The following is a 22,619-nucleotide window of genomic DNA, read 5'->3' as shown; positions in this document are numbered from 1 at the left end:
ACAGGTCATTTTTAAAAGTAAATGTATTTTAAAGAAGATCTGTTATAAAATAAATGAGATATTACAACAGGTTCTAAGAATCTTTGAAGGAGAACAGCATGAACCACGAGGTCATGAATCTTTTCAATCCTCAAGCGCCAGCGCAGACATTTGACTCTATTCGTATTTCTATTGCGAGTCCTGAGAAAATTTTGTCCTGGTCGTATGGTGAGATTAAGAAGCCTGAGACTATTAATTATCGGACTTTTAAACCAGAACGTGATGGTCTTTTTTGTGCACGTATATTTGGCCCTATTAAGGACTATGAATGTCTATGTGGCAAATATAAACGCATGAAGTATAAGGGCATTATTTGTGAAAAATGTGGTGTAGAGGTTACTCTTTCGCGCGTACGTCGTGAGCGTATGGGGCATATTGAACTTGCGGCACCCGTTGCGCATATATGGTTTCTTAAATCATTACCAGGCCGTATTTCTACACTTTTAGATTTAACTTTAAAAGATATTGAACGGGTTCTTTATTTTGAGAATTATATTGTAACCGAACCAGGGTTAACATCTCTTAAGCTCCATCAGCTTCTTTCTGAAGAAGAATATATGCTTGCTATTGATGAATTTGGAGAAGATCAGTTTACAGCTATGATTGGCGCTGAAGCTATTTACGAGCTTTTAGCTAGTATGGAGTTAGATAAAATCGCTAATGATTTGCGTCTTGAATTAGCTGAAACAACTTCAGAGTTAAAGCAGAAAAAATTGATTAAACGACTTAAAATCGTTGAAAATTTTCTTGAATCTGGAAATAAGCCAGAGTGGATGATTATGAAAACAATTCCGGTTATTCCACCGGATTTGCGTCCATTGGTTCCGCTTGATGGTGGGCGTTTTGCGACATCAGATCTGAATGATCTTTATCGGCGTGTTATTAATCGTAATAACCGCTTGAAGCGGCTGATTGAATTGCGAGCTCCTGGAATTATCGTACGCAATGAAAAGCGTATGGTACAAGAAGCTGTTGATGCATTGTTTGATAATGGACGGCGTGGGCGTGTGATTACTGGAGCCAATAAACGTCCTCTTAAGTCTTTATCAGATATGTTGAAGGGCAAGCAAGGGCGTTTTCGTCAGAACTTACTTGGGAAGCGTGTTGATTACTCGGGGCGTTCTGTTATCGTGACGGGTCCTGAATTAAAATTGCATCAATGTGGTCTTCCCAAAAAAATGGCTCTTGAATTATTTAAGCCTTTTATTTATGCGCGGCTTGATGCAAAAGGCTATTCATCAACGGTAAAGCAGGCAAAGAAGCTTGTTGAAAAAGAACATCCAGAAGTTTGGGATATCTTGGATGAGGTTATTCGTGAACACCCTGTTTTGCTCAATCGTGCACCAACATTGCACCGTTTGGGAATTCAAGCTTTTGAGCCTATCTTGATTGAGGGAAAAGCTATACAGCTACATCCATTGGTGTGTACTGCTTTTAATGCGGATTTTGATGGTGATCAGATGGCGGTTCATGTTCCGCTTTCTCTTGAAGCACAACTTGAAGCCCGTGTTTTGATGATGTCCACCAATAATATTCTTCATCCGGCCAATGGTGCTCCCATTATTGTTCCCTCACAGGATATGGTTCTTGGTCTTTATTATCTTTCAATTGTTTCTGAAAAAGAACCAGGTGAAGGAATGGCCTTTTCTGATATAGGTGAGCTTCATTATGCCTTGGAAAATAAGGTTATAACGCTTCATACGAAGATTAAAGGCCGTGTTAAGAATATGGGGAAGGATGGAAAAGAAGTCTCTAAACTTTATGATACGACACCTGGTCGTTTGATTATCGGTGAGCTTTTGCCAAAAAGTGCGGATATCTCATTTGATATTGTCAATCAAGAGATGACGAAAAAGAACATTTCTAAAATGATTGATCATGTTTATCGGCACTGTGGACAAAAAGAGACGGTTATTTTTTGTGACCGTATTATGCAGCTTGGCTTTTCTTATGCTTGTCGTGCAGGAATTTCATTCGGTAAGGACGATATGGTTATTCCTGATAGTAAGTCGCGTTTAGTCGCAGAAACAGAAGCTTTGGCTAAGGAGTACGAACAGCAATATAATGATGGTTTGATTACACAAGGTGAAAAATACAATAAGGTTGTAGATGCTTGGGGTAAATGTACAGATCGCGTCGCAGATGAAATGATGAAACGTATTCAAGCTGTGGATTTTGATCCTAAAACAGGTCGTCAACGGCCGATGAATTCTATCTATATGATGTCGCACTCTGGTGCTCGTGGTTCTGCTAACCAGATGAGACAATTGGCCGGTATGCGTGGATTAATGGCAAAACCATCGGGTGAAATTATTGAAACACCCATTATTTCAAATTTTAAAGAAGGTCTAACTGTTAATGAATACTTCAATTCCACGCATGGTGCACGTAAAGGACTTGCTGATACTGCGTTAAAGACGGCGAACTCTGGTTATTTAACACGGCGTCTTGTTGATGTTGCACAGGATGCTATTATTTCAGCAGTTGATTGTGGTACCGCAAAAGGGCTTACCATGCAGCCGATTGTTGATGCAGGACAAATTGTTGCCTCCCTTGGGCAAAGAATTCTTGGTCGTACAGCGCTTGTTGATATTCTACATCCTGTCTCTGGAGAGGTTATCCTTGAAGGTGGAGCAATGATTGAGGAAGCTGATGTCGCGAAGATTGAAGCAGCTGGGATTCAATCTGTTCAAATTCGTTCTGCATTAACATGTGAAACACGTCTTGGTGTTTGTGCAAAATGCTATGGTCGTGATTTGGCGCGTGGAACACCTGTTAATCAGGGAGAAGCGGTTGGTGTTATTGCTGCTCAATCCATTGGTGAGCCGGGAACACAGCTTACTATGCGTACTTTTCACTTAGGAGGAACTGCGCAGGTTGTTGATTCATCGTATTTAGAGGCATCTTATGAAGGTAAGGTGGAGATTCGTAATCGTAATGTAGTTCGTAACTCTGAAGGCCATTTGGTTGTTATGGGGCGTAATATGGCTATCCTTATCAAGGATGAGTTAGGAAAAGAGCGCGTTGTACATCGTGTTAGCTATGGTGCTCATATTTTTGTTGATGATGGTGATGTGGTTAAACGTGGCCAACGTATAGCAGAATGGGATCCTTATACACGTCCAATTTTAACGGAAGTTGAAGGCTATGTGGGTTTTGAAGATATGATTGATGGTTTATCTGTCACTGAAACAGCTGATGAATCTACGGGTATTACGAAGCGTTTGGTGATTGATTGGCGCGCTAATCCACGTGGTGCGGATCTTAAACCAGCTATTATTATTCACACGGATAAAGAAGGTGAATCCATTGCTAAATTGTATAAGGGAGGTGAAGCCCGTTATATGATGTCAGTGGAAACTATTCTTTCTGTTGAGCTTGGTGCTCATGTTAAGGCTGGTGATGTTATTGCTCGTTTGCCAATGGAAAGTGCCAAGACGAAAGATATTACGGGTGGTCTTCCTCGTGTGGCTGAGCTTTTTGAAGCGCGTCGTCCAAAGGATCATGCGATTATTGCTGAAGTTAGTGGTACAATTCGATTTGGCCGTGGTTATAAGAATAAACGTCGTATCATTATTGAACCAAATGATGAAACTCTTGAGGCAGTAGAATACTTGATTCCAAAAGGTAAGTTGTTCCACTTCCAAGAAGGCGATCAAATTGAAAAGGGAGATTATATCCTTGATGGTAATCCAGCACCTCATGACATCTTGGCGATTAAGGGGGTTGAAGCTTTGGCATCTTATCTTGTTAATGAGATTCAGGAGGTTTATCGTCTGCAGGGAGTTCTTATTAATGATAAGCACATTGAAGTGATTGTTCGTCAAATGTTGCAAAAAGTTGAAATTACTGAATCTGGAGATTCTGGTTATATTCCAGGTGATAATGTTGATCGTATTGAACTTGATGAAATCAATGATAATTTGATTGCAGAAGGGAAGAAACCTGCATCTGGTAATCCCATTCTTCTTGGAATTACAAAAGCTTCTCTTCAAACACCTTCTTTCATTTCGGCGGCATCGTTTCAGGAAACAACACGTGTTCTTACTGAAGCAGCAGTTTCTGGTAAAATTGATACTTTGCAAGGACTTAAAGAGAACGTTATTGTCGGTCGTCTTATTCCAGCAGGTACGGGTGGTACAATTTCTCAAATCCGTCGTATTGCTGCAGTTCGTGATGATTTGATTGTAGATGAGCAGCGTAAGTCTAGTAATAACGAAGTGGCTAAGGCTATGTTGACAAATATGACAACTGGGGCCGTTGCTGAATAATTTAAATACAACACCACATAATATAAAAACGTCTGAATAGAAAGTTTAGACGTTTTTTTATTTCGAAATGCAGAAGTTGTATATTTTTTTGAAAAATATCAAAAATTATAAGGCGATAGTTATTTTAAACATCTTTAGTAGCTTATTATTTTGTAATGATGCTTATCTTTTTTGTTACTTTATTTTAAAGTTTCTTAATTTCTAAAAGCAGTATAGAATTTTTCCAAAATATGTGAAACTCAAAAATCATATTCAAGGAAAAGAGTTGATTATCTACAAATCAAATAAGATTGATTTTGAACTTTAGGAAAATTTTTGATTGATATCTTCTATAAAAATTTAAAAGGACTTATGATGAAAGATCAAGAGTCTTTTCTATAATCTAAAAAATAATTGATTCTCTACTATACAATGTTTGTGAATGTATTTTCTTCTAAATTAGAATGCAGAAAAGTAGAGATTAAGGTGCTCACTAAGTTTTATAAAAAATAGACATATTTCTTATAACAATGTGATCTATGCAGACAGAATAATAAAATGTACGAATATTATTCAATTGGAAAATTAACACGTGAGTTTTCAATAATAGCTCGAACTTTGCTATGAAGAAGAGGGACTTCTTATCCCTTTTCGGTGTGGAAGTACACGGCTTTATACATAAACGGATCGTCATAAGTTAAAACAAATCCTGTATGCTAACAGAGTAAAATTTTCGTTGTCTGAAATATCTGATATGTTGACAATGGTTGGAAAACCACCTGATGATGAGAAAAAGCTTAAGAAATTAATTGCAGGAATTCATAAAAAACGAACTGATTTAAAGCAGATGCAGCATGATGTTGATGATCTTCTACAGGATTTAGAACGAATTGAAGAGAGTTTTTTTGAGAGCTTAGCGGAGTTGGGGGGTAGTCATTGATTATAAATTTATTTTGTCTTCTTTTAGACTAATTTCTTTCTCTTAAAAGAGATAGATTATACCGTCTCTAAGGGGAATATTTACCACTGCGTGAAATGTGTAAGTCATTTAAAGAAATAGAGTGTTTGAAAAAGCTGCAAAGGTATTTTCGCAGTATATTATTCTTGATAAGAAAAAACTATTTTTCACAAAGAAAGTAAAAACAATGACAGTTTCTCCTATGAGTGTTTTTCAATCTATATTGTCACGAAAGTCAATTCGCGCTTTTACTGATCAGCCAGTTAGTTTGGAAACAATCAAAGAAATCTTAAAACTTGCAGCACGTGCACCATCTGGAACAAATATTCAGCCATGGCAAGTAATTGTGCTTACAGGAAGTGTATTACAGAAAGTAGGGCAAGAGCTTTCACAACTTGTGCTTTCAGGTGTAAAAGGAGAGCGTGAATATAGTTATTATCCACGTCAGTGGCGTGAGCCCTATATTTCAAGGCGTCGAAAAGTTGGTTTGGATCTTTATCAGAGTCTTGGAATTCAAAAAGGTGATGAAGAAAAAATACTTCATCAAAAGGCGCGAAATTTTTTATTTTTTGATGCACCTGTAGGACTCTTATTTACAATGGATCACGACATGGAAATGGGGAGTTGGCTTGATTTGGGTATGTTTATGCAGACCATTATGTTAGCTGCACGTGGATTTGGATTAGATACCTGTCCTCAAGCTGCTTTTGCTGATTATCATAAACAGATTCGTACGCTTTTATCTATTCCTTCTGATCGCCATATTATCTGTGGTATGGCACTTGGTTATCGCGATATGAGTGCTCCAGAAAACAATTTTGAGACAGAACGAGAATCGTTAGAAAAATTTGTACGTTTCATTGAAACATACCCATAAAATATTTTATACAATTAAGCATATGTTTTGAAGAACTTAGTGCATTATGAAAAATATTTCCGATAAGATTTCTCATCCTTATTGAATTTTAATATTGCATATTAACACTTATTTTACTACGTTTGGAACATTGGGAGTGGTGACTCTAGGGGCATTGTCCGTTTTAAAGGTTGGCTAATGGAAAACACTATAGAAAGAAAGTGTTGGGTGGTAGCAAGACGAGCGACATTCGTGTTTATTGTTGTCATTTTTTTAGTTTATCTCGCAATTTGATTTTAAGCGGAAGAAACGTTATGAAAAAGCATATATGCTCAAGCTGTACTATAGTTTAAGGTGATACGTGTTTCTATCTGTTTTTGAACTTTTTAAAATTGGGATTGGTCCTTCTAGCTCACATACGATGGGACCAATGACTGCTGCTAATATGTTTTTGCAAAAGATAGGAGATTTTTCTCAGTCGTCTGATGTTCAAGTTTCTCGTATACGTGTTTATCTTTATGGTTCTTTAGCTTTCACGGGTATTGGTCATGCAACAGATAGAGCTATCATATTAGGACTTTTAGGAGAAAAAGCTTCTACTGTTGATCCTGATAGCATGGGGTTTTTGTTAGAAAAAGTTATACGTGAAAAAAAAGTGCAACCAGAAGGTCATCCCGCTTATCAGTTTGATGTGCAACGTGATCTTATTTTTGAACGAAAGCAAATCCTCCCTGGACATACAAATGGACTAGCCTTTGAAGGACTTGATACTGATGGGAATGTTCTGTTGCGGCAGATTTATTATTCTATCGGTGGTGGCTTTGTTGTGACTGAGGATGAATTAAGCCATATGAATGATAATATACAACCAGAAGCATTTGAGGTACCATATCCATTCGATTCTGCTTGTACAATGTTATCAATGGCAGAAAAATCAGGACTTTCAATTGCTGAAATGAAGCGCTTAAATGAAGAAACAAAGATAGAGCGTTCTTCTCTTGATGTAGGGCTTGATGAAATTTTTTCAGCGATGACAAATTGCATTGATAGAGGTCTTTCACAAGAAGGTGAGTTGCCTGGTGGATTGCGTGTTTTAAGGCGCGCTAAAAAGCTGCATGAAACGCTTTTGGAAAAACAAAAGAAAAATTACAATTATCCACTTTGGGCAAATGATTGGCTTTCGGTGTATGCTATAGCAGTCAATGAGGAAAATGCAGCAGGTAGTCGTGTTGTTACAGCACCAACAAATGGAGCAGCCGGTGTCGTCCCAGCCGTTTTGCGTTATTATCTTCAGTTTAATGATGATTCAGATCGAGAGGGAATACATAATTTTCTATTAACGGCAGCAGCTATAGGCGGTGTTATCAAACATAATGCCTCTATTTCTGGTGCAGAAGTTGGGTGTCAAGGTGAAGTTGGAACGGCATCTTCAATGGCCGCAGCAGGGTTGACCGCAGCGTTAGGTGGAACACCAGCTCAAATTGAAAATGCGGCAGAAATTGCGCTTGAACATCACTTGGGAATGACATGTGATCCTGTTGCAGGTCTTGTACAAGTGCCTTGTATTGAGCGTAATGCAATGGGAGCTGTTAAGGCGGTAACGGCTTCTTCTCTTGCATTATATGGTAATGGAGATCATTTTGTTTCTCTTGATGCTTGTATAGAAACAATGCGCCAGACTGGTCATGATATGAGTGAACGCTATAAAGAGACAAGTAAAGGTGGTCTTGCAGTCAATGCGATATCTTGTTAAGAGCTGGAACATTTTTCAATCCATAACTGGACTTTTTGGAGAGAGATCGTATTTCCTAATAAAGCTTATGTTTTTTGTTCCTTATAAATCAAAATTCCACTTTAGTGCAGCAGTAGTTTGAAATAAATCTGAGATGATTCAGTGTTTTCTTAACGAATAATAGGTGTTGCATGCAAGCTTGGAGGGGAGAGTGTTGTACATCTGTTTGATTTGTCTCTAAAGTGGGGAAAAGTGTAATTTGGAAAAAATAAGAAAGCGTAAAGTAAAATTAGTGATCAATCTGCCATTATTTTTAGCTGGGTTTTATGGCTTTAAAAAGTTTCCATAGCCATATATCTTTTAAGTAATGGAAGATTATGCCTGAGTATCCAAGGAAAATTTGTTTTAAGTCTGAATAATTATGATGAAGAAAGTAGAATTTTAAAGGTTTTAATTTTTTAAAAGTGAAGTTTTTTCTACCTAGTATGGTAAAAAATGCCTTGAAAAAAAACACTAATTTACAATAATTAAGAGATATATTGGAAATATCTTTTTTATTTATAAATTTTGTACCGACAAAAAAATTAAAATAAATAATAACGTATACATTAAGAAATATTTATAAAAATTCTCATGAGAATAGAATGCACACGATAGAACATTGTCGTGTTACGCGTTCGTGAGTTCGTTTTAAAAAAATATCTCTCAGGCCTCCCCCCAAGCTCATTTCGCGATGGTACCTGTGAATGATATAACGCTAAATCCATTGAGCTGTCTCTATCTTTATGCTTAATAAAAAGAAGTACGCTGGCATGGTTACACACTTTACCAGAGCCCCCCTCTGTACAGGGGGACTAAAGCACTTGGCATTTGAAACGGTTCATTATAGGCATTTTTAGTCTTTTTGGGACAGTTTCACGCTACACACTAATCTCGCTCATAACATGCAAGAGACGGTTTTGATTGATTCAACATAAACAGATTTTAAATGAGAGAATCTTACGATATTCGAGATTCTCATCTAACAAACAAAATAATTAATTATCTTTATAAATCAGTATCTTGCATATGAATAATATAATGTAAGTTTTCCATGAATGGTATAAAATCTATAGAGTATTAGCATCTTTATTTATAAAGGGAGAAAACCAGCACTATCATCCTTTTTTCAACTTTCAATATTACAAAAGATCCTAGTACTTGAAATGATTCATAAGGGATACTTTGATTCCTTTTGTAAATGCTTTATATGTCAATTTTGCTCGTGATGAGCAAGCGAGCGATTTTGACTGATTCAATATAAGAAGTAAAATAAGAGTATTTTACGAAAATCTCTTGTTCAATATACAAAAAATAAATTATAATTATAAATTAAAATCTTATGGAAATCGTTATCATAATATTTAATCTGATAATTTATTTACGTTTTTTCATCGATAGTATTTGTATTTTCCAATTTTCTGTGCCTGTTGACATAAATACAAGTAAGAGAAGTGAGATTGTTTTTTTTACAGCGTTTATGTTGTATAGGGAGCGTTATTAAGAGGGATTTTCTTTATTGAACTTTTACAATAATCCCACCAAATGATAAGCTTTCATCTAATGAAGCTATTCATTTTTTCCAGAAAGATATCAAGGATAATTTTTTATATTAAATCCAAAAAGTGGAAAAATATTGGGTATTTTTATGTCCTTAACAATGTTTTATTGAAAGCTTGGAGATATTGGATAGTTGGAAAAGCTGTCAGAAAATTCAACAATTTAAGAAAAAAGTATGTTTATCAAAAGGTTTTCTAAGGCTGTAGATAATGGTTAATAATAAAATAATTTTTTAGAGAGGGTCTGTAGAATTAAATATTTGTTGCTCCTAAACGGATTTTAATAGGCACATTACCAGTTTGGCTCGCAACGCGTAAATGAATGCGTACAGGAGGCATTATGAGACGACGGTTGCGCATTGTTTGGCAAATGAGAAGGTTAACAAGAGACTGTGTATCTAATGCAGTAGAATTATATTTTAAACCAGTAAGTTTTGCGGCAGCATCGTGAAGAGAACGCAATGAAAGGAGGGATGATTGCTTCAATAAAACTTCTTTTTTATGGAATGAAGCAAAAGCATTATCTGTCATAATACTATCCTTAACGCAGAATTCAAAAATTTTTAGTAGGCTACAGTATAGCAGTTAAAATTTGCTTTCTTTAATGTAGAGCAAGCGTCAAATGCAGCTTTTTTTGATTGAAACCCTGTAAAGCGCGCTCGGTAATAACGCCGCCCATTTTTTTCAAACAGTTGCATGTGTGAAGATGCGTGCTTTAAAGTAGAAAAAGCTATATTTTTTGCTTTTAAAAGTAGAGTTTTTGCTTGTTCTTCACTAGGAAGAGAACCAATTTGGATAGCCCATCCGGCATTTTCGGACAAAGAGACTGTTACAATTTTATGAGTCTCAGCCGGTATAGTTTTTTGAGGATTCGGTATTGGTATAATTACCTTATTGACAGCCGTTATTGCGATATTGGAGTTTTTAGGTTGTTCTGCAAATGCTGTCAACATAGTCGAAATTTCATCGTCAAAATTACTTGAATCAGCTTTAATGGTCGGTATAGGAGTATTGGCCCCAGTGGGTAAGTGATAGCGTACAGAAGCTATTAAACGTTCACCACTTTTCATTTGGCTTGCTTTGGGCAAATATTGATTCAATAAGCTAGCCATATGCTCGTCACGTGCAGTAGATGATTTACCTCCCATAACAACAGCGACAATAGAGCGCCCCTCAAGACGCATCGAAGTTGCTAAATTAGAACCTGACATTTGTGTGTAGCCTGTTTTAATTCCATCGACACCTTTCATTATTTTAACAAGTTTATTGTGGCTGTTAATTTTATGTCCACGGAAATTAAAACTTTTTGTTTTGAACAATTTATATTGTTTGGGAAAATGTTTACGTAAAGCTAATGACAAAGTCGCTATATCTTGTGCTGTAGAATAATTGTGCACATCCGGAAGTCCTGAAGCATTTGCAAAATGTGTATGTTTCATGCCAAGTTTACGAGCTTTTACTGTCATCATTTGAGCGAATTTTTTTTCACTACCTCCAAGATATTCTGCAATGGCAGCAGCAACATCATTTGCGGATCTTGTAATGAGTGCTTTAGCTGCTGATTCTGCAGAAATTGTTTGGCCTGCTTTAAATCCAATTTTTGTCGGTGGACGCATTGCTGCATAATGTGAAACAGGAATTGGTGTATTTGGTGTCACACGACGCATCTGCATAGCTTCAAAGAGTAAGTACAATGTCATCATTTTTGTTAAAGAAGCAGGATAACGTTTCAGTGTTGCATTGGCTTGAAATAAAGTTTTTCCCGTAGTAGCATCTATAACAATAGCCGCATACTTATCAGGATAGGCGCCTTGAGGTGTGGCGGATGCCCAACAGTAAGAAAAAGCTAACATAACAAAAGAAATTGCTATTGTTTTACAGTAGCGCATAATTTTTTGATAATTAATATACACTTGCAGTATCCTATTTCTCCATTTATCCTAAAAAACTTCTATAAAGCTTCCTTTTCTGTAATTTATTGATGCAGTTTAGACGAATGGTATTACTAATTTGTTTACAGAAGTTATTTTATGAGTGAGTGATTGAAGTCTAACCATAGAGGGAAATTTTTTTCTAATACAAACAGGTATTGCAATAGTTATGAAAGAATTTAAAATTAATAAAAATGTGCTGCATGGAAAACGATAATGGGACAGATGCTCATAATAAACTCTATAGCTCATATTATGCATAATGAAAAGGGCAAGAATTGGGATGAAGGTAGGCATGGTGCGGTTATAATGCCTAAGGCTAGAGAAAAACTCGAAAAACCTAAATTATGTCGAGTTTTTTTGCTTAATGATGATTACACACCTATGGATTTTGTTGTTTTCGTTTTGAAGAACTTTTTTAAAAAAAGTTTCGAAGAGGCAACGCGGATAATGTTAAATGTTCATCACAATGGGATAGGAGAATGTGGGACTTACACTTATGAAGTCGCTGAAATGAAAATATTACAAGTGAGGGAATGTGCGCGTCAAAATGAACATCCGTTACAATGTGTAATGGAATGGAAGTGAGGAGCTATGCCATCTTTTACACCTAGTCTTGAAGAGGTTTTGCATCGTGCATTAACAATTGCTACTCAAGCACGGCATGAATATGCAACACTAGAGCATCTTCTACTTGCGCTGTTAGATGATGCCGATGCAAATTCCGTTATTCAGGCTTGCCAAGTAGATGTGGAGGAATTGCGAGAGCGCTTAACCAATTATCTTCGCTCAGAGTTAGATGAACAGATTAGAGCTGATGAGGATACAAAGCCTACAGCTTTTTTCCAGCGTGTTATCCAACGTGCGGTGATTCATGCACAATCAGCTGGAAAAGATGAAGTATCGGGGGCAAATGTTCTTGTTGCAATTTTTTCTGAACGTGAAAGCCATGCAGCATATTTTCTTCAAGAGATGGGAATGACACGCTACGATGCTGTACGTTTTATTTCACAGGGTGTCACGCGTGATGATGGGTTATCCATGTTACTTGAAGGACTTGAAGAGCAATTAGATCAGCAGATTTCGGATAATGGTGAAAGAGGAACAAGTGCTTTAACGAATTATTGTGTTGATCTCAATTGTAAAGCACGTAATGGAAAAATTGATTTATTAATTGGCCGTGAAATAGAAATTTCACGCATGATACAGATTTTATGTCGAAGGTCAAAAAACAATCCGCTTTTGGTTGGTGATCCTGGAGTAGGGAAAACAGCTATAATTGAGGGGTTGGCAAAGCGTATTGTTGATGGGCAAGTGCCTGAAGTTTTATCAAATGCAACAATATTTTCTCTTGATATGGGGGGACTTGTTGCAGGTACACGTTATCGCGGTGATTTTGAAGAACGCTTAAAGCAAGTTATTAAAGAGTTTGAGCTGTATCCAGATGCTATTTTATTTATTGATGAAATTCATACCTTAATTGGAGCAGGAGCGACATTAGGGGGAAATATGGATGCAGCAAATCTTTTGAAACCTGTGTTATCTTCTGGAACTATGCGATGTATTGGTTCGACGACTTACAGAGAATATCGCAAATTCTTTGAACAAGATCGTGCTTTAGAGCGTCGTTTTCAGAAGATTGATATTAATGAACCTTCTGTTACAGATGCGATTAAGATTTTGCAGGGGATGAAGCCTTACTTTGAAGATTTTCATCAGATTAAATACACAGATCAGGCGATGAAGGCATCTGTAGAATTATCTTCACGTTATATAATTGACCGTAGGTTACCTGACAAAGCAATTGATATTATTGATGAAAGTGGCGCAGCGCAAAAGCTTTTGCCACAAAAACAACGCAAGAAGAGTATAGGTGTTAAAGAAATTGAAGCGACTGTTGCTACAATTGCAAGAATTCCATCAAAAACAGTTTCCCGGAATGATCAGAAGATACTGAGTAAGCTTGAAAGAGAACTCAAACATGTTGTTTATGGTCAAGATCAGGCAATTTCCGTCTTAGTTTCATCCATAAAATTGGCGCGAGCAGGTTTACGCGAACCGGATAAACCAATAGGAAGTTATTTATTTTCAGGACCAACAGGTGTAGGAAAAACTGAAGTTGCAAAACAGCTTGCATCATCTTTAGGCATTGAATTATTGCGTTTTGATATGTCAGAATATATGGAACGGCATACGGTAGCACGTTTAATCGGAGCACCTCCAGGTTATATAGGGTTTGATCAAGGAGGTCTCCTTACAGATGCCGTTGATCAGAAACCTCACGCAGTTCTATTGCTAGATGAGATTGAGAAAGCGCATCCAGAGTTATTTAATATTTTATTGCAGGTAATGGATTATGGTAGATTAACAGACCATAATGGTAAGAAAATTGATTTCCGCAATGTTATTTTGATTATGACAACCAATGCTGGTGCTTCAGATATGGCAAAATCAGCTATTGGATTTGGGAAAGTACATCGTGATGGTGAGGATATAGAAGCAATCAATCGGTTATTTACACCAGAATTTCGTAATCGGTTAGATGCAATTATTCCGTTTGCACCTTTATCTCATTTAATCATCAATCAGATAGTGCAAAAATTTATTTTTCAGCTTGAAGCACAATTAGCTGATCGGGGAATTTGTTTTGAATTAAGCCCTTCTGCAACTTTATGGCTTTCTAATAAAGGATATGATTCTCAGATGGGAGCACGCCCATTAGGGCGTGTTATACAAGAATATATTAAAAAGCCATTAGCTGATGAAATTTTATTTGGAAAGTTACGCAATGGTGGTACCGTTCGCGTATTGACACAAAAATCAAATGGTAAAAAAGAAAGCTTACAGTTAGAAATTTCATCTTCCGATATATCTGTAAGTTCAAAGAAAAGTAAAATGGAAAACTTTACAAAAAAACGTGTAGGAAAAAAAAGCACAACAACTTAAGAGTGTGTTATAAAGCTGCACGAATTTTTTTTGCATTCTCTTCAAGTATTTCTGGAGGCGTTACCATATCATTATGAGGGGTAAGCTCTATTCCCTCCATACGTGGTATAATATGAAAATGAAGGTGATAGACGGTTTGTTGACTAGCTGCTTCATTAAATTGCATGACAGTTATGCCATCTGCTTGAAAGGCTTTTTTGACAGCATTTGCAATTTTTTGAACAGCTTTAATAACAGGAAATAATGTTTCAGGATCTGCATCAAGTAAGTTTCTAGAGCCTTTTTTAGGAATGACCAGCGTATGACCTGGTGCCTGTGGCATGATATCCATAAATCCAATAACATCATCATCTTCGTAGACCCGAACAGAAGGGATTTCATTGCGAATCAATTTAGCAAAAATATTGTTATTGTCATAAGCTTGTTTCATACAAATATTTCCTTTTATCGTAAGTTTAAGATTCTAATTTAAAAACGAAAAAATGCAAGGTTTATCAGAGTGTAAGACAAAGAAGTATTTTGACTTCAGTTATATTTAGGATAATGCACTGTCTTAATGAAGGTTTAGATTTCTATGATGGCTTCAACTTCTACAGGAACATCCATAGGAAGAGAGGCAACACCAATAGCAGAACGGGCGTGTTTTCCAATTTCACCAAGGATATTGACGAATAAATTAGAAGCTCCATTGGCAACAAAAGGAATATCGGTAAAATGAGAATCTACAGCCACAAAAACAGTAATTTTGACCACACGTTTTATTTTATTTAAGTCACCCAGAGTTGCCTTGAGTTGCGCGAGAATATTGAGAGCGCAAGCTTCAGATGCTTTTTGGGCTTGTTCGGTATTCACAGTTGCACCAACTTTACCGATGGCTATTGGTTTTCCATTAATAAGAGGGAGTTGTCCAGAAATAAAGAGTTGATTGCCACTTTGTGAAGTGGTGATGTAATTGGCAAGGGGGGAGATTACTTCAGGAAGAGTGATTCCGAATTTTTCTAAGTTTTTTTCAATCATATTGGTCATAATTTTAACTCCATAGCTGCTCTATAATATATTCATTGCATAATCTATTTTTTGATTTAAGAAAATGTGTGGTTAATTGAGAAATTAACCTTTTTTGCCTTATTGTATGATGTTATGCAACGGGGATAAAGTTCGGAAGTTGGGAATGATTAGATCATTATTTATAATAATTTTATATATTGTTTTTTTATGTACTGCGAGAGCTGAAGAGCGCATTTTTATTGTGCCTCATCGAGCAATTTATGATTTTCATCTCGATAGTGTTTCTCATGAAATGACAATTTCTGCGATGTCAGGACGAATGGTTTACGAGCTTACTGGTTCGGCATGCCAAGGCTATAGCACACGTTTTCGTTTCATTAGCCGTGTTCACATTGAAGATATGCCAGTACGTTTGACGGATCAACAGACGACGAGTTATGAAACAGGAGACAGCCGTACATTTCGTTTTAATATTACAGATCAAGAGGGAGAAGAGGTTGTGCATCGTGCCGAGGGGGTTGCGGAGCGTACGCAAGATGGTATCACAGTTACCTTAAAAAAGCCAAAGGAAAAAGAGTATAAGCTTGCAATGGCTGAATTTCCAATGATGCAACTAAAAAATATTATCCGCCATGCAAAAGCAGGAGATCATTTTTACAATGTTACTGTATTTGATGGGACAAATAAAGCAGATAAAGTTATAAAAGAAAGTATCGTCATAGGGGAAAAGAAGACGCTTTTATCTGATAGCGAAACGGAAAAAGTAAGAAAATTGGATGAAGAAGAATATTGGCCTGTTACAATTTCTTATTTTGATGATGGAGAAAATAAAGATGGTTTGCCGGTTTATCGTAGCAGTTTTCTCTTACATGAGAATGGTGTCATGCGTGATCTTCATATAGATTATGGAACTTTTTCAGTGCGTGCAAAATTGAACAGTCTCGAATTCTTGGAACTTGGAAAAGATCTTAATCAATGTGAAAATGCAAATATTAAATGATTAAAGAAAATAACTTGAAAAAGAATCAAATATTAGTATGTTTGCGCTATTCCACACGCGGAGTCTGGGTGTTTGCAAATGATCTGTGAGAAACTTCTAGCAAGCATCCGCCGGTAGCAGGTCTTCCTGCTTTTTCCGCGGAGGTTGAACCGGAAAGGATAAGATTTATGGCACTACCCGATTTTACTATGCACCAGCTTTTAGAAGCCGGTGTGCATTTTGGTCACCAGACTCATCGCTGGAATCCCAAAATGACTCCCTATATTTATGGTCAGCGTAATAATATCCATATTATTGACCTTGCTCAGACCGTTCCACTTTTACACCAAGCACTTAAACTTGTTTCAGATACTGTAGCGCGTGGTGGTCGTATTCTCTTTGTTGGTACGAAACGGCAAGCATCTGACATTATCGCAGATGCGGCGAATCGTTCCGCTCAGTATTACGTTAATGCACGTTGGCTTGGCGGCATGCTCACAAACTGGAAAACGATTTCCAATTCGATCCATCGTTTGCGGAAGCTTGACAAAATTCTTGCTGCTGAAGCGCAAGGCTTTACTAAAAAGGAACGTTTAAATCTTGAACGTGATCGTGAAAAGCTTAATCGTGCGCTTGGTGGTATTAAAGATATGGGTTCTGTTCCAGATCTTATCTTTGTTATCGATACGAATAAAGAAAATATTGCACTCCAAGAAGCAAAGCGTTTAGGTATTCCAGTGATTGCTATTATTGATACCAATTGTGATCCCGATGACGTAACACATCCAATACCAGGTAATGACGATGCTTCACGTGCAATTTCTCTTTATTGCGATCTTTTTGCCCGTGCTGCTCTTGATGGTATTGCACGCCAGCAAGGAGCAATGGGTATCGATTTAGGAGCTCAAGTTGATGCACCTGTGGAGCCTATTTTGGAAGAAAATGCAGTTTCAGAAGTTTCTGAATAATATAAAATGCCTAATTAAGGTACTTTTATTGTCTAAAGAAGAAGTTATAGGCGTGCAGAGGGATTTTGCACGCTTTCACTGTTATAAAATAAAGAGGCAAATATGAGCATTACTGCTGCACAAGTAAAAGAACTTCGAGAACTATCTGGCGCTGGTATGATGGACTGTAAAGCCGCCCTAGCAGAGACCAATGGTGATATGGAAGCTGCTGTTGATTGGCTTCGTAAAAAAGGAATAGCTAAAGCAGATAAAAAGGCTGGTCGTACAGCAGCTGAGGGATTAATCGGAGTCGTATCAAAAGATTCACATGCAGTTTTGGTTGAGATTAATTCTGAAACAGATTTTGTTGCGCGCAATGATGGATTCCAAGACATCGTGCGTAAAGTAGCAACTGCTGCCTTAGATACGCTAGGGGATGTTGAATCTGTTTCTGTTTCTCTTTATCCAGGTTCTGAGAAGACTGTAGAGCTTACGATTAAAGATGCAATTGGTACAATTGGCGAAAATATGACATTTCGTCGTTCCGCTAAATTGTCTGTTGAGAATGGTGTTGTTGCGACTTATATACACAATAGTGTGGCTGATGGGCTTGGAAAACTTGGTGTTTTGGTTGCGATTGAAACAACAGGAAATAAAGAGGCTGCTCTTGCTTTTGGTCGGCAGGTCGCGATGCATATTGCGGCAACCAATCCATTAGCACTTACAGCACAAGATGTTGATGCTGCTGCTGTTGAGCGAGAAAAAGAAATTTTTTCAGATCAAGCACGTCAGTCTGGAAAACCTGAAAATATCATTGAAAAAATGGTAGAAGGACGTATGCGTAAGTTTTTTGAAGAGGTTGTTTTGCTTTCTCAAGCTTTTGTTATGAATCCTGATATAACTGTTGAGGCCGCTTTAAAGGATGCTGAGAAATCAATTGGTGCTCCAGCAAAAATTACAGGCTTTATTCGTTTTGCATTAGGTGAAGGTGTGGAAAAAGAGGAGTCTGATTTTGCTGCAGAGGTTGCTGCTGCTGTAAAAGGCTAGTTATTGCAAACTCTTGAACAGAGATTTAAAGTCATATCGTTGGTTGTAGAATCTCTGAGGGGAACAATGTAATTGTTGAGAGGGCGTCACGTGAAAAAAGTGGTGCCCTTCGTGGTGTCAAAAGCGAAAATAAATGTGCTTTTGGGGAGATTATGAATGGCATTAGCACTTCCGTATAAACGTATTCTTTTAAAGGCTTCTGGTGAAGCTCTTATGGGAGGGCAGAATTTTGGCATTGATGTTTCTGTTGTAGACCGTATTGCCGCTGATATTGCAGAAGTGCGCACAATGGGGATAGAAGTTGCGGTTGTTATCGGTGGGGGAAATATTTTTCGTGGCGTTGCTGTTGCTTCGCATGGTGGGGACCGAGTGACAGGTGATCATATGGGAATGCTTGCAACTGCTATTAACTCTTTAGCATTGCGAACATCTTTGACAAAATTAGGGGTTGAAACTGTTGTACTCTCTGCGATTGCTATGCCACAAATTTGTGAAAGCTTCTCGCAACGTAAAGCAATAGCTTATATGAATCAGGGAAAAGTTGTTATTTTTGCAGGTGGTACAGGAAATCCATTTTTTACCACTGATTCTGCTGCTACTTTACGTGCAGCAGAAATTGGTGCGGATGTCCTTCTTAAAGGAACACAAGTTGATGGTATTTATTCAGCAGATCCAAAAATAGACCCTACGGCTAAGCGTTTTGACCAATTAACACATGTTGAAGTTTTGCAATGGGGATTATCTGTTATGGATTCAACGGCGGTCACTTTAGCACGTGAGAACAATGTACCGATTATTGTGTATTCCATTCATGAAAAAGGCGGTTTGGCTAAGGTCTTGAATGGAACAGGACGCTTTACAATAGTATCGGAATAAGGGTAAGCTTCAAAGGACAATTGAAGGAGACAGAAATATGAATGTTACATCAATTATGGATGATCTGAAACGTCGCATGGATGGTGCCATTACGGCTTTTAAACATGAATTAGGTGGTTTGCGGACTGGACGTGCATCGGCCAGTTTATTAGAACCGTTGACCGTTGAATCTTATGGTTCTGTTGTGCATATAAATCAGGTTGCTAATATTTCTGTTCCCGAACCTCGGATGCTTTCTGTTTCTGTATGGGATAAAACGATGGTCGGAGCTGTAGAGCGCGCTATTCGCGATTCTGGTCTTGGTTTAAATCCCATAACTGATGGTACGAATCTACGTATTCCTTTGCCTGAATTGAATGAAGAGCGCCGTAAAGAACTTGTAAAAATTGCGCATCACTATGCAGAGCAAGCGCGTGTTGCTACACGTCATGTTCGTCGGGATGGTCTGGACAATTTGAAAAAGTTAGAAAAAGATGGTGAAATTGGACAAGATGAAGCCCATAGTTTGTCTGAAAAAGTTCAAAAACTCACGGATGAAACTATTGCTGATATTGATAAAATTTTAGCCGTAAAAGAATCTGAAATTATGCACGTTTAAGACGATTTTGTCACTAGAAAAAGGATATTTACTCCCAGCCTGTAAATTGTTTCTAGGGATAATTGTGGGGAGTGGTGTGCTCTGTGGTAGCAAGGTGTGATGCAGGAAGGTGTTCTATCATTTTGATATGGGAGAGACTGATTTGAAAGGGCAGATGTTTTAATTTTTTAGTCTGCGTGATAAATCATGCCCTTTGCTGGGAGACACTATTTAACAGCATGGTGCGGGTTTTTAGTTGAGCACGTCTTTGTTAAAATGCATAATGAAAGCATTATTAGAAATTATTCAAATATTCTAAGATGAAGGTTGAGGAAAGAATATAATGCAAAAAAACAAGTCTAACCTTTCTCTTATTTCTCATTATAAAACATGTGAGTATAATTGATCAAGCAGATGTTATGTGGCGTAATTCATTTTTTAATGACGAATAGTTGATAGAAAAGTGTTTTTATACGAAACCTATATTAGTTAATTTGTATGGGGCAGAGGTAACTGCTTTTTCATTTTATATTTGAGAAAATATTAAAAAAATATTTTATAATTTTGACGGAGATTTTTGAAGCTGTTTTCATTGATTATTAGTTTCATAAGCGCTATCTTAGTAGACTGAATTATTTATGATAAATTATAAGAGAAATTATACAGGTATGAGATAAAAATACTGCGTAGGGGAGTTTTTCTTGCGTTAATTTTAGAGCTTGTATTTTCTATTTTTATTGTTTGGATGTTGTTTTGTCTAATTTGGTTTATCGTATTCTGACAGCTTTTGTTTTTGGCATTATTGCGTTGTATCTAACATGGTTGGGAGGAAACTTCTTTTTTTTATTTGTATGGTGTATTGGCGGTTTTGTTCTTTATGAGTGGATGAGTATTACTAAAGAGAAATGGTGTATTTTACAAAAAATATTAGCAAGTATCTTTTATTTAATCTTTGGCTTTTTTTTAGTATTGAGTGTATCTGCTTCATTGATTTTTTGTGTTTTAATCGTTTTAGCTACAGTGTTAGCTATTATATCTATAAAAAAGAGTGGTTGGGTTTTTTGTGGTTTTTTATATGCATCTTTTCCTGTTGTTGCTTTATGCTTTCTACGGGATCATGAAATGTTGGGGTTCCAAGTTGTTATTTTCTTATTTACGATAGTGTGGGGAACAGATATTGGTGGTTATTTTATCGGACGTGCATTAGGGGGCCCTAAATTAGCACCACAATTTTCTCCTAATAAAACATGGTCAGGAGCACTTGGTGGTACATTTGTCGGAGTTTTCGGTGGTATATGGGTTGCTTTTGGATTTTTTGATATAAATTTAGCCAGTTTTTTTGTGCCACTCCTTACACTTGTTTTGTCAATTGTTTCACAATTGAGTGATTTAGGGCAATCATGGCTCAAAAGACGGTTTTCTGTTAAAGATTCTAGTTCTTTATTGCCTGGACATGGTGGTTTTATGGATCGTATAGATGGATTGGTAGGGGCAGCTTTTCTTCTTTATTTAATTGGTTCATTTATGTCTGATATGGATGCGCCTTTTAATCTTTTTAGTATGATCTAATTGGGAGAAGATAGTTTGGAACTTTTAAATCATATCGTCACTATGGGTGATTTTCTTTTAAGAAGTTTGAGTATTCTTTTCATCATTATGATTATCATTTTTGTGCACGAATTTGGGCACTATCTCATTGGTCGGTGGTGTGGTATTAAGGCGTTAATTTTTTCGCTTGGATTTGGACCAGAAATAGCGAGTTATACAGATAAGCATGGCACGAAGTGGCGTTTAGCACTTATCCCCTTAGGAGGTTATGTAAAATTTGTTGGGGATGAGGAAAAAATCGATACGGAATCATCCCAATCATCTCTGATTGTTGATGGTTCATTTGCTAGTGCGCATGCTTGGAAAAAAGCAGCAACTGTTTTTGCCGGTCCTTTCTTCAATGCCCTTTTTACTGTTGTTATTCTAACATTTTTTTTCTTTATCTATGGTCGTGTAGCCATTGAGCCCGTTGTTGGTTCTTTGGTAAAAGATAGCCCTGCTCTTCAATCCGGTTTGGAATTAGGTGATCGTTTTGTTGAAATGGATGGACGACGGGTTGAAAGCTTTGAAGATTTGATGAATTATGTAGCTTTTCACGGAAGAGAACCCATAGAGTTTAAAATAGAACGCATGGGGCGAGTCTTTACAACGATGATTACCCCGAAAGTCGTTGAGCGAGATGATGGATTTGGTAATCGAACACGAAGTGCTATGATAGGTGTAGGTGTTCCTGTTGATTTAAATAATCCTGCACGTTTAGATCCAACTTATATAAAACATATTCGCTATGGTTTTGTAACAGCTGTAAGAAAAGCGTCAGACCGTACTGTGTTTATCGCCACTCAAACCGTTCTTTTTATGAGTCGTTTAATAGGAGGCAAAGAGGATCGTTGTCGGCTAAGTGGACCTTCTAAAACCGTTAAAATTGCTTGGAAAGTGAGCGAGACAGGTTTTATCTCTTTGTTGAATTTGGCAGCTTTTCTTTCAATAAGTGTTGGGCTTATTAACCTTTTTCCGATTCTACCGCTTGACGGTGGGCATCTTTTATTGCATGTCATTGAGGTCATTACTGGGAGGAAAATATCTGCTAAAATTCAGGGAATCGTTTTTCGTTTAGGTTTTTCCATTCTTCTCCTTTTTATGATCTTTGTCTTTTTTAATGATTATTTTTGTTGGTTTAGCTAATTAAATTATGGAAAACGCTTTATAAATTAAGTAATAATAGCAAAAACAAATTGAAGGTTGTTTACCATGTCTACAAAATGTTGTGGCGTTGTACATTATAATGAGTAATTAAGGAATGAAAAGTCTCGCTGTAAAAAGGTTG

General features: G+C 37.1%; 17 protein-coding genes. 13 read left to right on the top strand and 4 right to left on the bottom strand.

Features of this window, described 5'->3' with window-relative positions:
* Nucleotides 1–98 precede the first annotated feature (98 nt).
* The 4 genes from rpoC to ACFIMP_RS06655 all read left to right on the top strand — a co-directional run bounded on the left by rpoC (nucleotide 99) and on the right by ACFIMP_RS06655 (nucleotide 7,856).
* Nucleotides 99–4,310 (top strand): DNA-directed RNA polymerase subunit beta', encoded by a 4,212-nt coding sequence (gene rpoC / locus ACFIMP_RS06670; RefSeq protein WP_375613463.1) that lies wholly within the window; start codon nucleotides 99–101, stop codon nucleotides 4,308–4,310.
* A 715-nt stretch (nucleotides 4,311–5,025) separates the two neighbouring features.
* A complete protein-coding gene (locus ACFIMP_RS06665) occupies nucleotides 5,026–5,229 on the top strand; it encodes a hypothetical protein (RefSeq protein WP_375613464.1) in 204 nt (67 codons plus the stop codon).
* Between the two features lie 205 nt (nucleotides 5,230–5,434).
* Entirely contained in the window at nucleotides 5,435–6,124 is a 690-nt protein-coding gene (locus ACFIMP_RS06660; RefSeq protein ID WP_375612167.1) for a nitroreductase, read from the top strand.
* A gap of 340 nt (nucleotides 6,125–6,464) precedes the next feature.
* Nucleotides 6,465–7,856, top strand: a complete 1,392-nt coding sequence (locus ACFIMP_RS06655; RefSeq protein WP_375613465.1) for an L-serine ammonia-lyase — start codon at nucleotides 6,465–6,467, stop codon at nucleotides 7,854–7,856.
* 1,829 nt (nucleotides 7,857–9,685) lie between these two features.
* On the opposite strand, the gene ACFIMP_RS06650 is transcribed toward ACFIMP_RS06655, so the two are convergent.
* Nucleotides 9,686–9,964: a hypothetical protein gene (locus ACFIMP_RS06650; RefSeq protein WP_375612117.1), complete on the bottom strand. Its 279-nt coding sequence runs from the start codon at nucleotides 9,962–9,964 to the stop codon at nucleotides 9,686–9,688.
* Between the two features lie 32 nt (nucleotides 9,965–9,996).
* Entirely contained in the window at nucleotides 9,997–11,346 is a 1,350-nt protein-coding gene (locus ACFIMP_RS06645; RefSeq protein ID WP_375613466.1) for a D-alanyl-D-alanine carboxypeptidase, read from the bottom strand.
* A 234-nt stretch (nucleotides 11,347–11,580) separates the two neighbouring features.
* Between ACFIMP_RS06645 and clpS the strand changes: the two genes are divergently transcribed.
* Nucleotides 11,581–11,952, top strand: coding sequence for an ATP-dependent Clp protease adapter ClpS (gene clpS, locus ACFIMP_RS06640; protein WP_375612119.1), 372 nt, complete (start codon nucleotides 11,581–11,583; stop codon nucleotides 11,950–11,952).
* 6 nt (nucleotides 11,953–11,958) lie between these two features.
* A complete protein-coding gene (gene clpA, locus ACFIMP_RS06635) occupies nucleotides 11,959–14,310 on the top strand; it encodes an ATP-dependent Clp protease ATP-binding subunit ClpA (RefSeq protein ID WP_375613468.1) in 2,352 nt (783 codons plus the stop codon).
* 7 nt (nucleotides 14,311–14,317) lie between these two features.
* On the opposite strand, the gene ACFIMP_RS06630 is transcribed toward clpA, so the two are convergent.
* Nucleotides 14,318–14,740 (bottom strand): HIT family protein, encoded by a 423-nt coding sequence (locus ACFIMP_RS06630; protein WP_375607220.1) that lies wholly within the window; start codon nucleotides 14,738–14,740, stop codon nucleotides 14,318–14,320.
* 134 nt (nucleotides 14,741–14,874) lie between these two features.
* The gene (locus tag ACFIMP_RS06625) at nucleotides 14,875–15,336 is read right to left on the bottom strand and encodes a RidA family protein (RefSeq protein ID WP_375607219.1); all 462 of its coding nucleotides are present in this window, start codon (nucleotides 15,334–15,336) and stop codon (nucleotides 14,875–14,877) included.
* Between the two features lie 145 nt (nucleotides 15,337–15,481).
* Here ACFIMP_RS06625 and ACFIMP_RS06620 point away from each other — a divergent pair, with 145 nt between their 5' ends.
* From ACFIMP_RS06620 to ACFIMP_RS06590, 7 genes are all read left to right on the top strand, one after another.
* Nucleotides 15,482–16,318, top strand: coding sequence for a cell envelope integrity EipB family protein (locus ACFIMP_RS06620; RefSeq protein ID WP_375612121.1), 837 nt, complete (start codon nucleotides 15,482–15,484; stop codon nucleotides 16,316–16,318).
* Between the two features lie 167 nt (nucleotides 16,319–16,485).
* Entirely contained in the window at nucleotides 16,486–17,265 is a 780-nt protein-coding gene (gene rpsB / locus ACFIMP_RS06615) for a 30S ribosomal protein S2 (protein WP_273788135.1), read from the top strand.
* A gap of 102 nt (nucleotides 17,266–17,367) precedes the next feature.
* Nucleotides 17,368–18,291: a translation elongation factor Ts gene (gene tsf / locus ACFIMP_RS06610; RefSeq protein ID WP_375612122.1), complete on the top strand. Its 924-nt coding sequence runs from the start codon at nucleotides 17,368–17,370 to the stop codon at nucleotides 18,289–18,291.
* A 156-nt stretch (nucleotides 18,292–18,447) separates the two neighbouring features.
* Nucleotides 18,448–19,167, top strand: coding sequence for a UMP kinase (gene pyrH, locus ACFIMP_RS06605; protein WP_273790666.1), 720 nt, complete (start codon nucleotides 18,448–18,450; stop codon nucleotides 19,165–19,167).
* 37 nt (nucleotides 19,168–19,204) lie between these two features.
* A complete protein-coding gene (gene frr, locus ACFIMP_RS06600) occupies nucleotides 19,205–19,765 on the top strand; it encodes a ribosome recycling factor (protein ID WP_273790667.1) in 561 nt (186 codons plus the stop codon).
* Nucleotides 19,766–20,497: 732 nt separating this feature from the next.
* Complete coding sequence (locus ACFIMP_RS06595; RefSeq protein ID WP_375613469.1) at nucleotides 20,498–21,313, top strand: phosphatidate cytidylyltransferase; 816 nt, start codon at nucleotides 20,498–20,500, stop codon at nucleotides 21,311–21,313.
* Between the two features lie 15 nt (nucleotides 21,314–21,328).
* Nucleotides 21,329–22,477, top strand: a complete 1,149-nt coding sequence (locus tag ACFIMP_RS06590) for a M50 family metallopeptidase (protein ID WP_375613470.1) — start codon at nucleotides 21,329–21,331, stop codon at nucleotides 22,475–22,477.
* Nucleotides 22,478–22,619: the final 142 nt, after the last annotated feature.

The sequence above is a fragment of the Bartonella sp. AP65SXKL genome, from assembly GCF_042195725.1.
GTDB lineage: Bacteria > Pseudomonadota > Alphaproteobacteria > Rhizobiales > Rhizobiaceae > Bartonella.
Note: the sequence above shows the minus strand (reverse complement) of the source record. Positions and strands in the feature narration are given on the sequence as shown.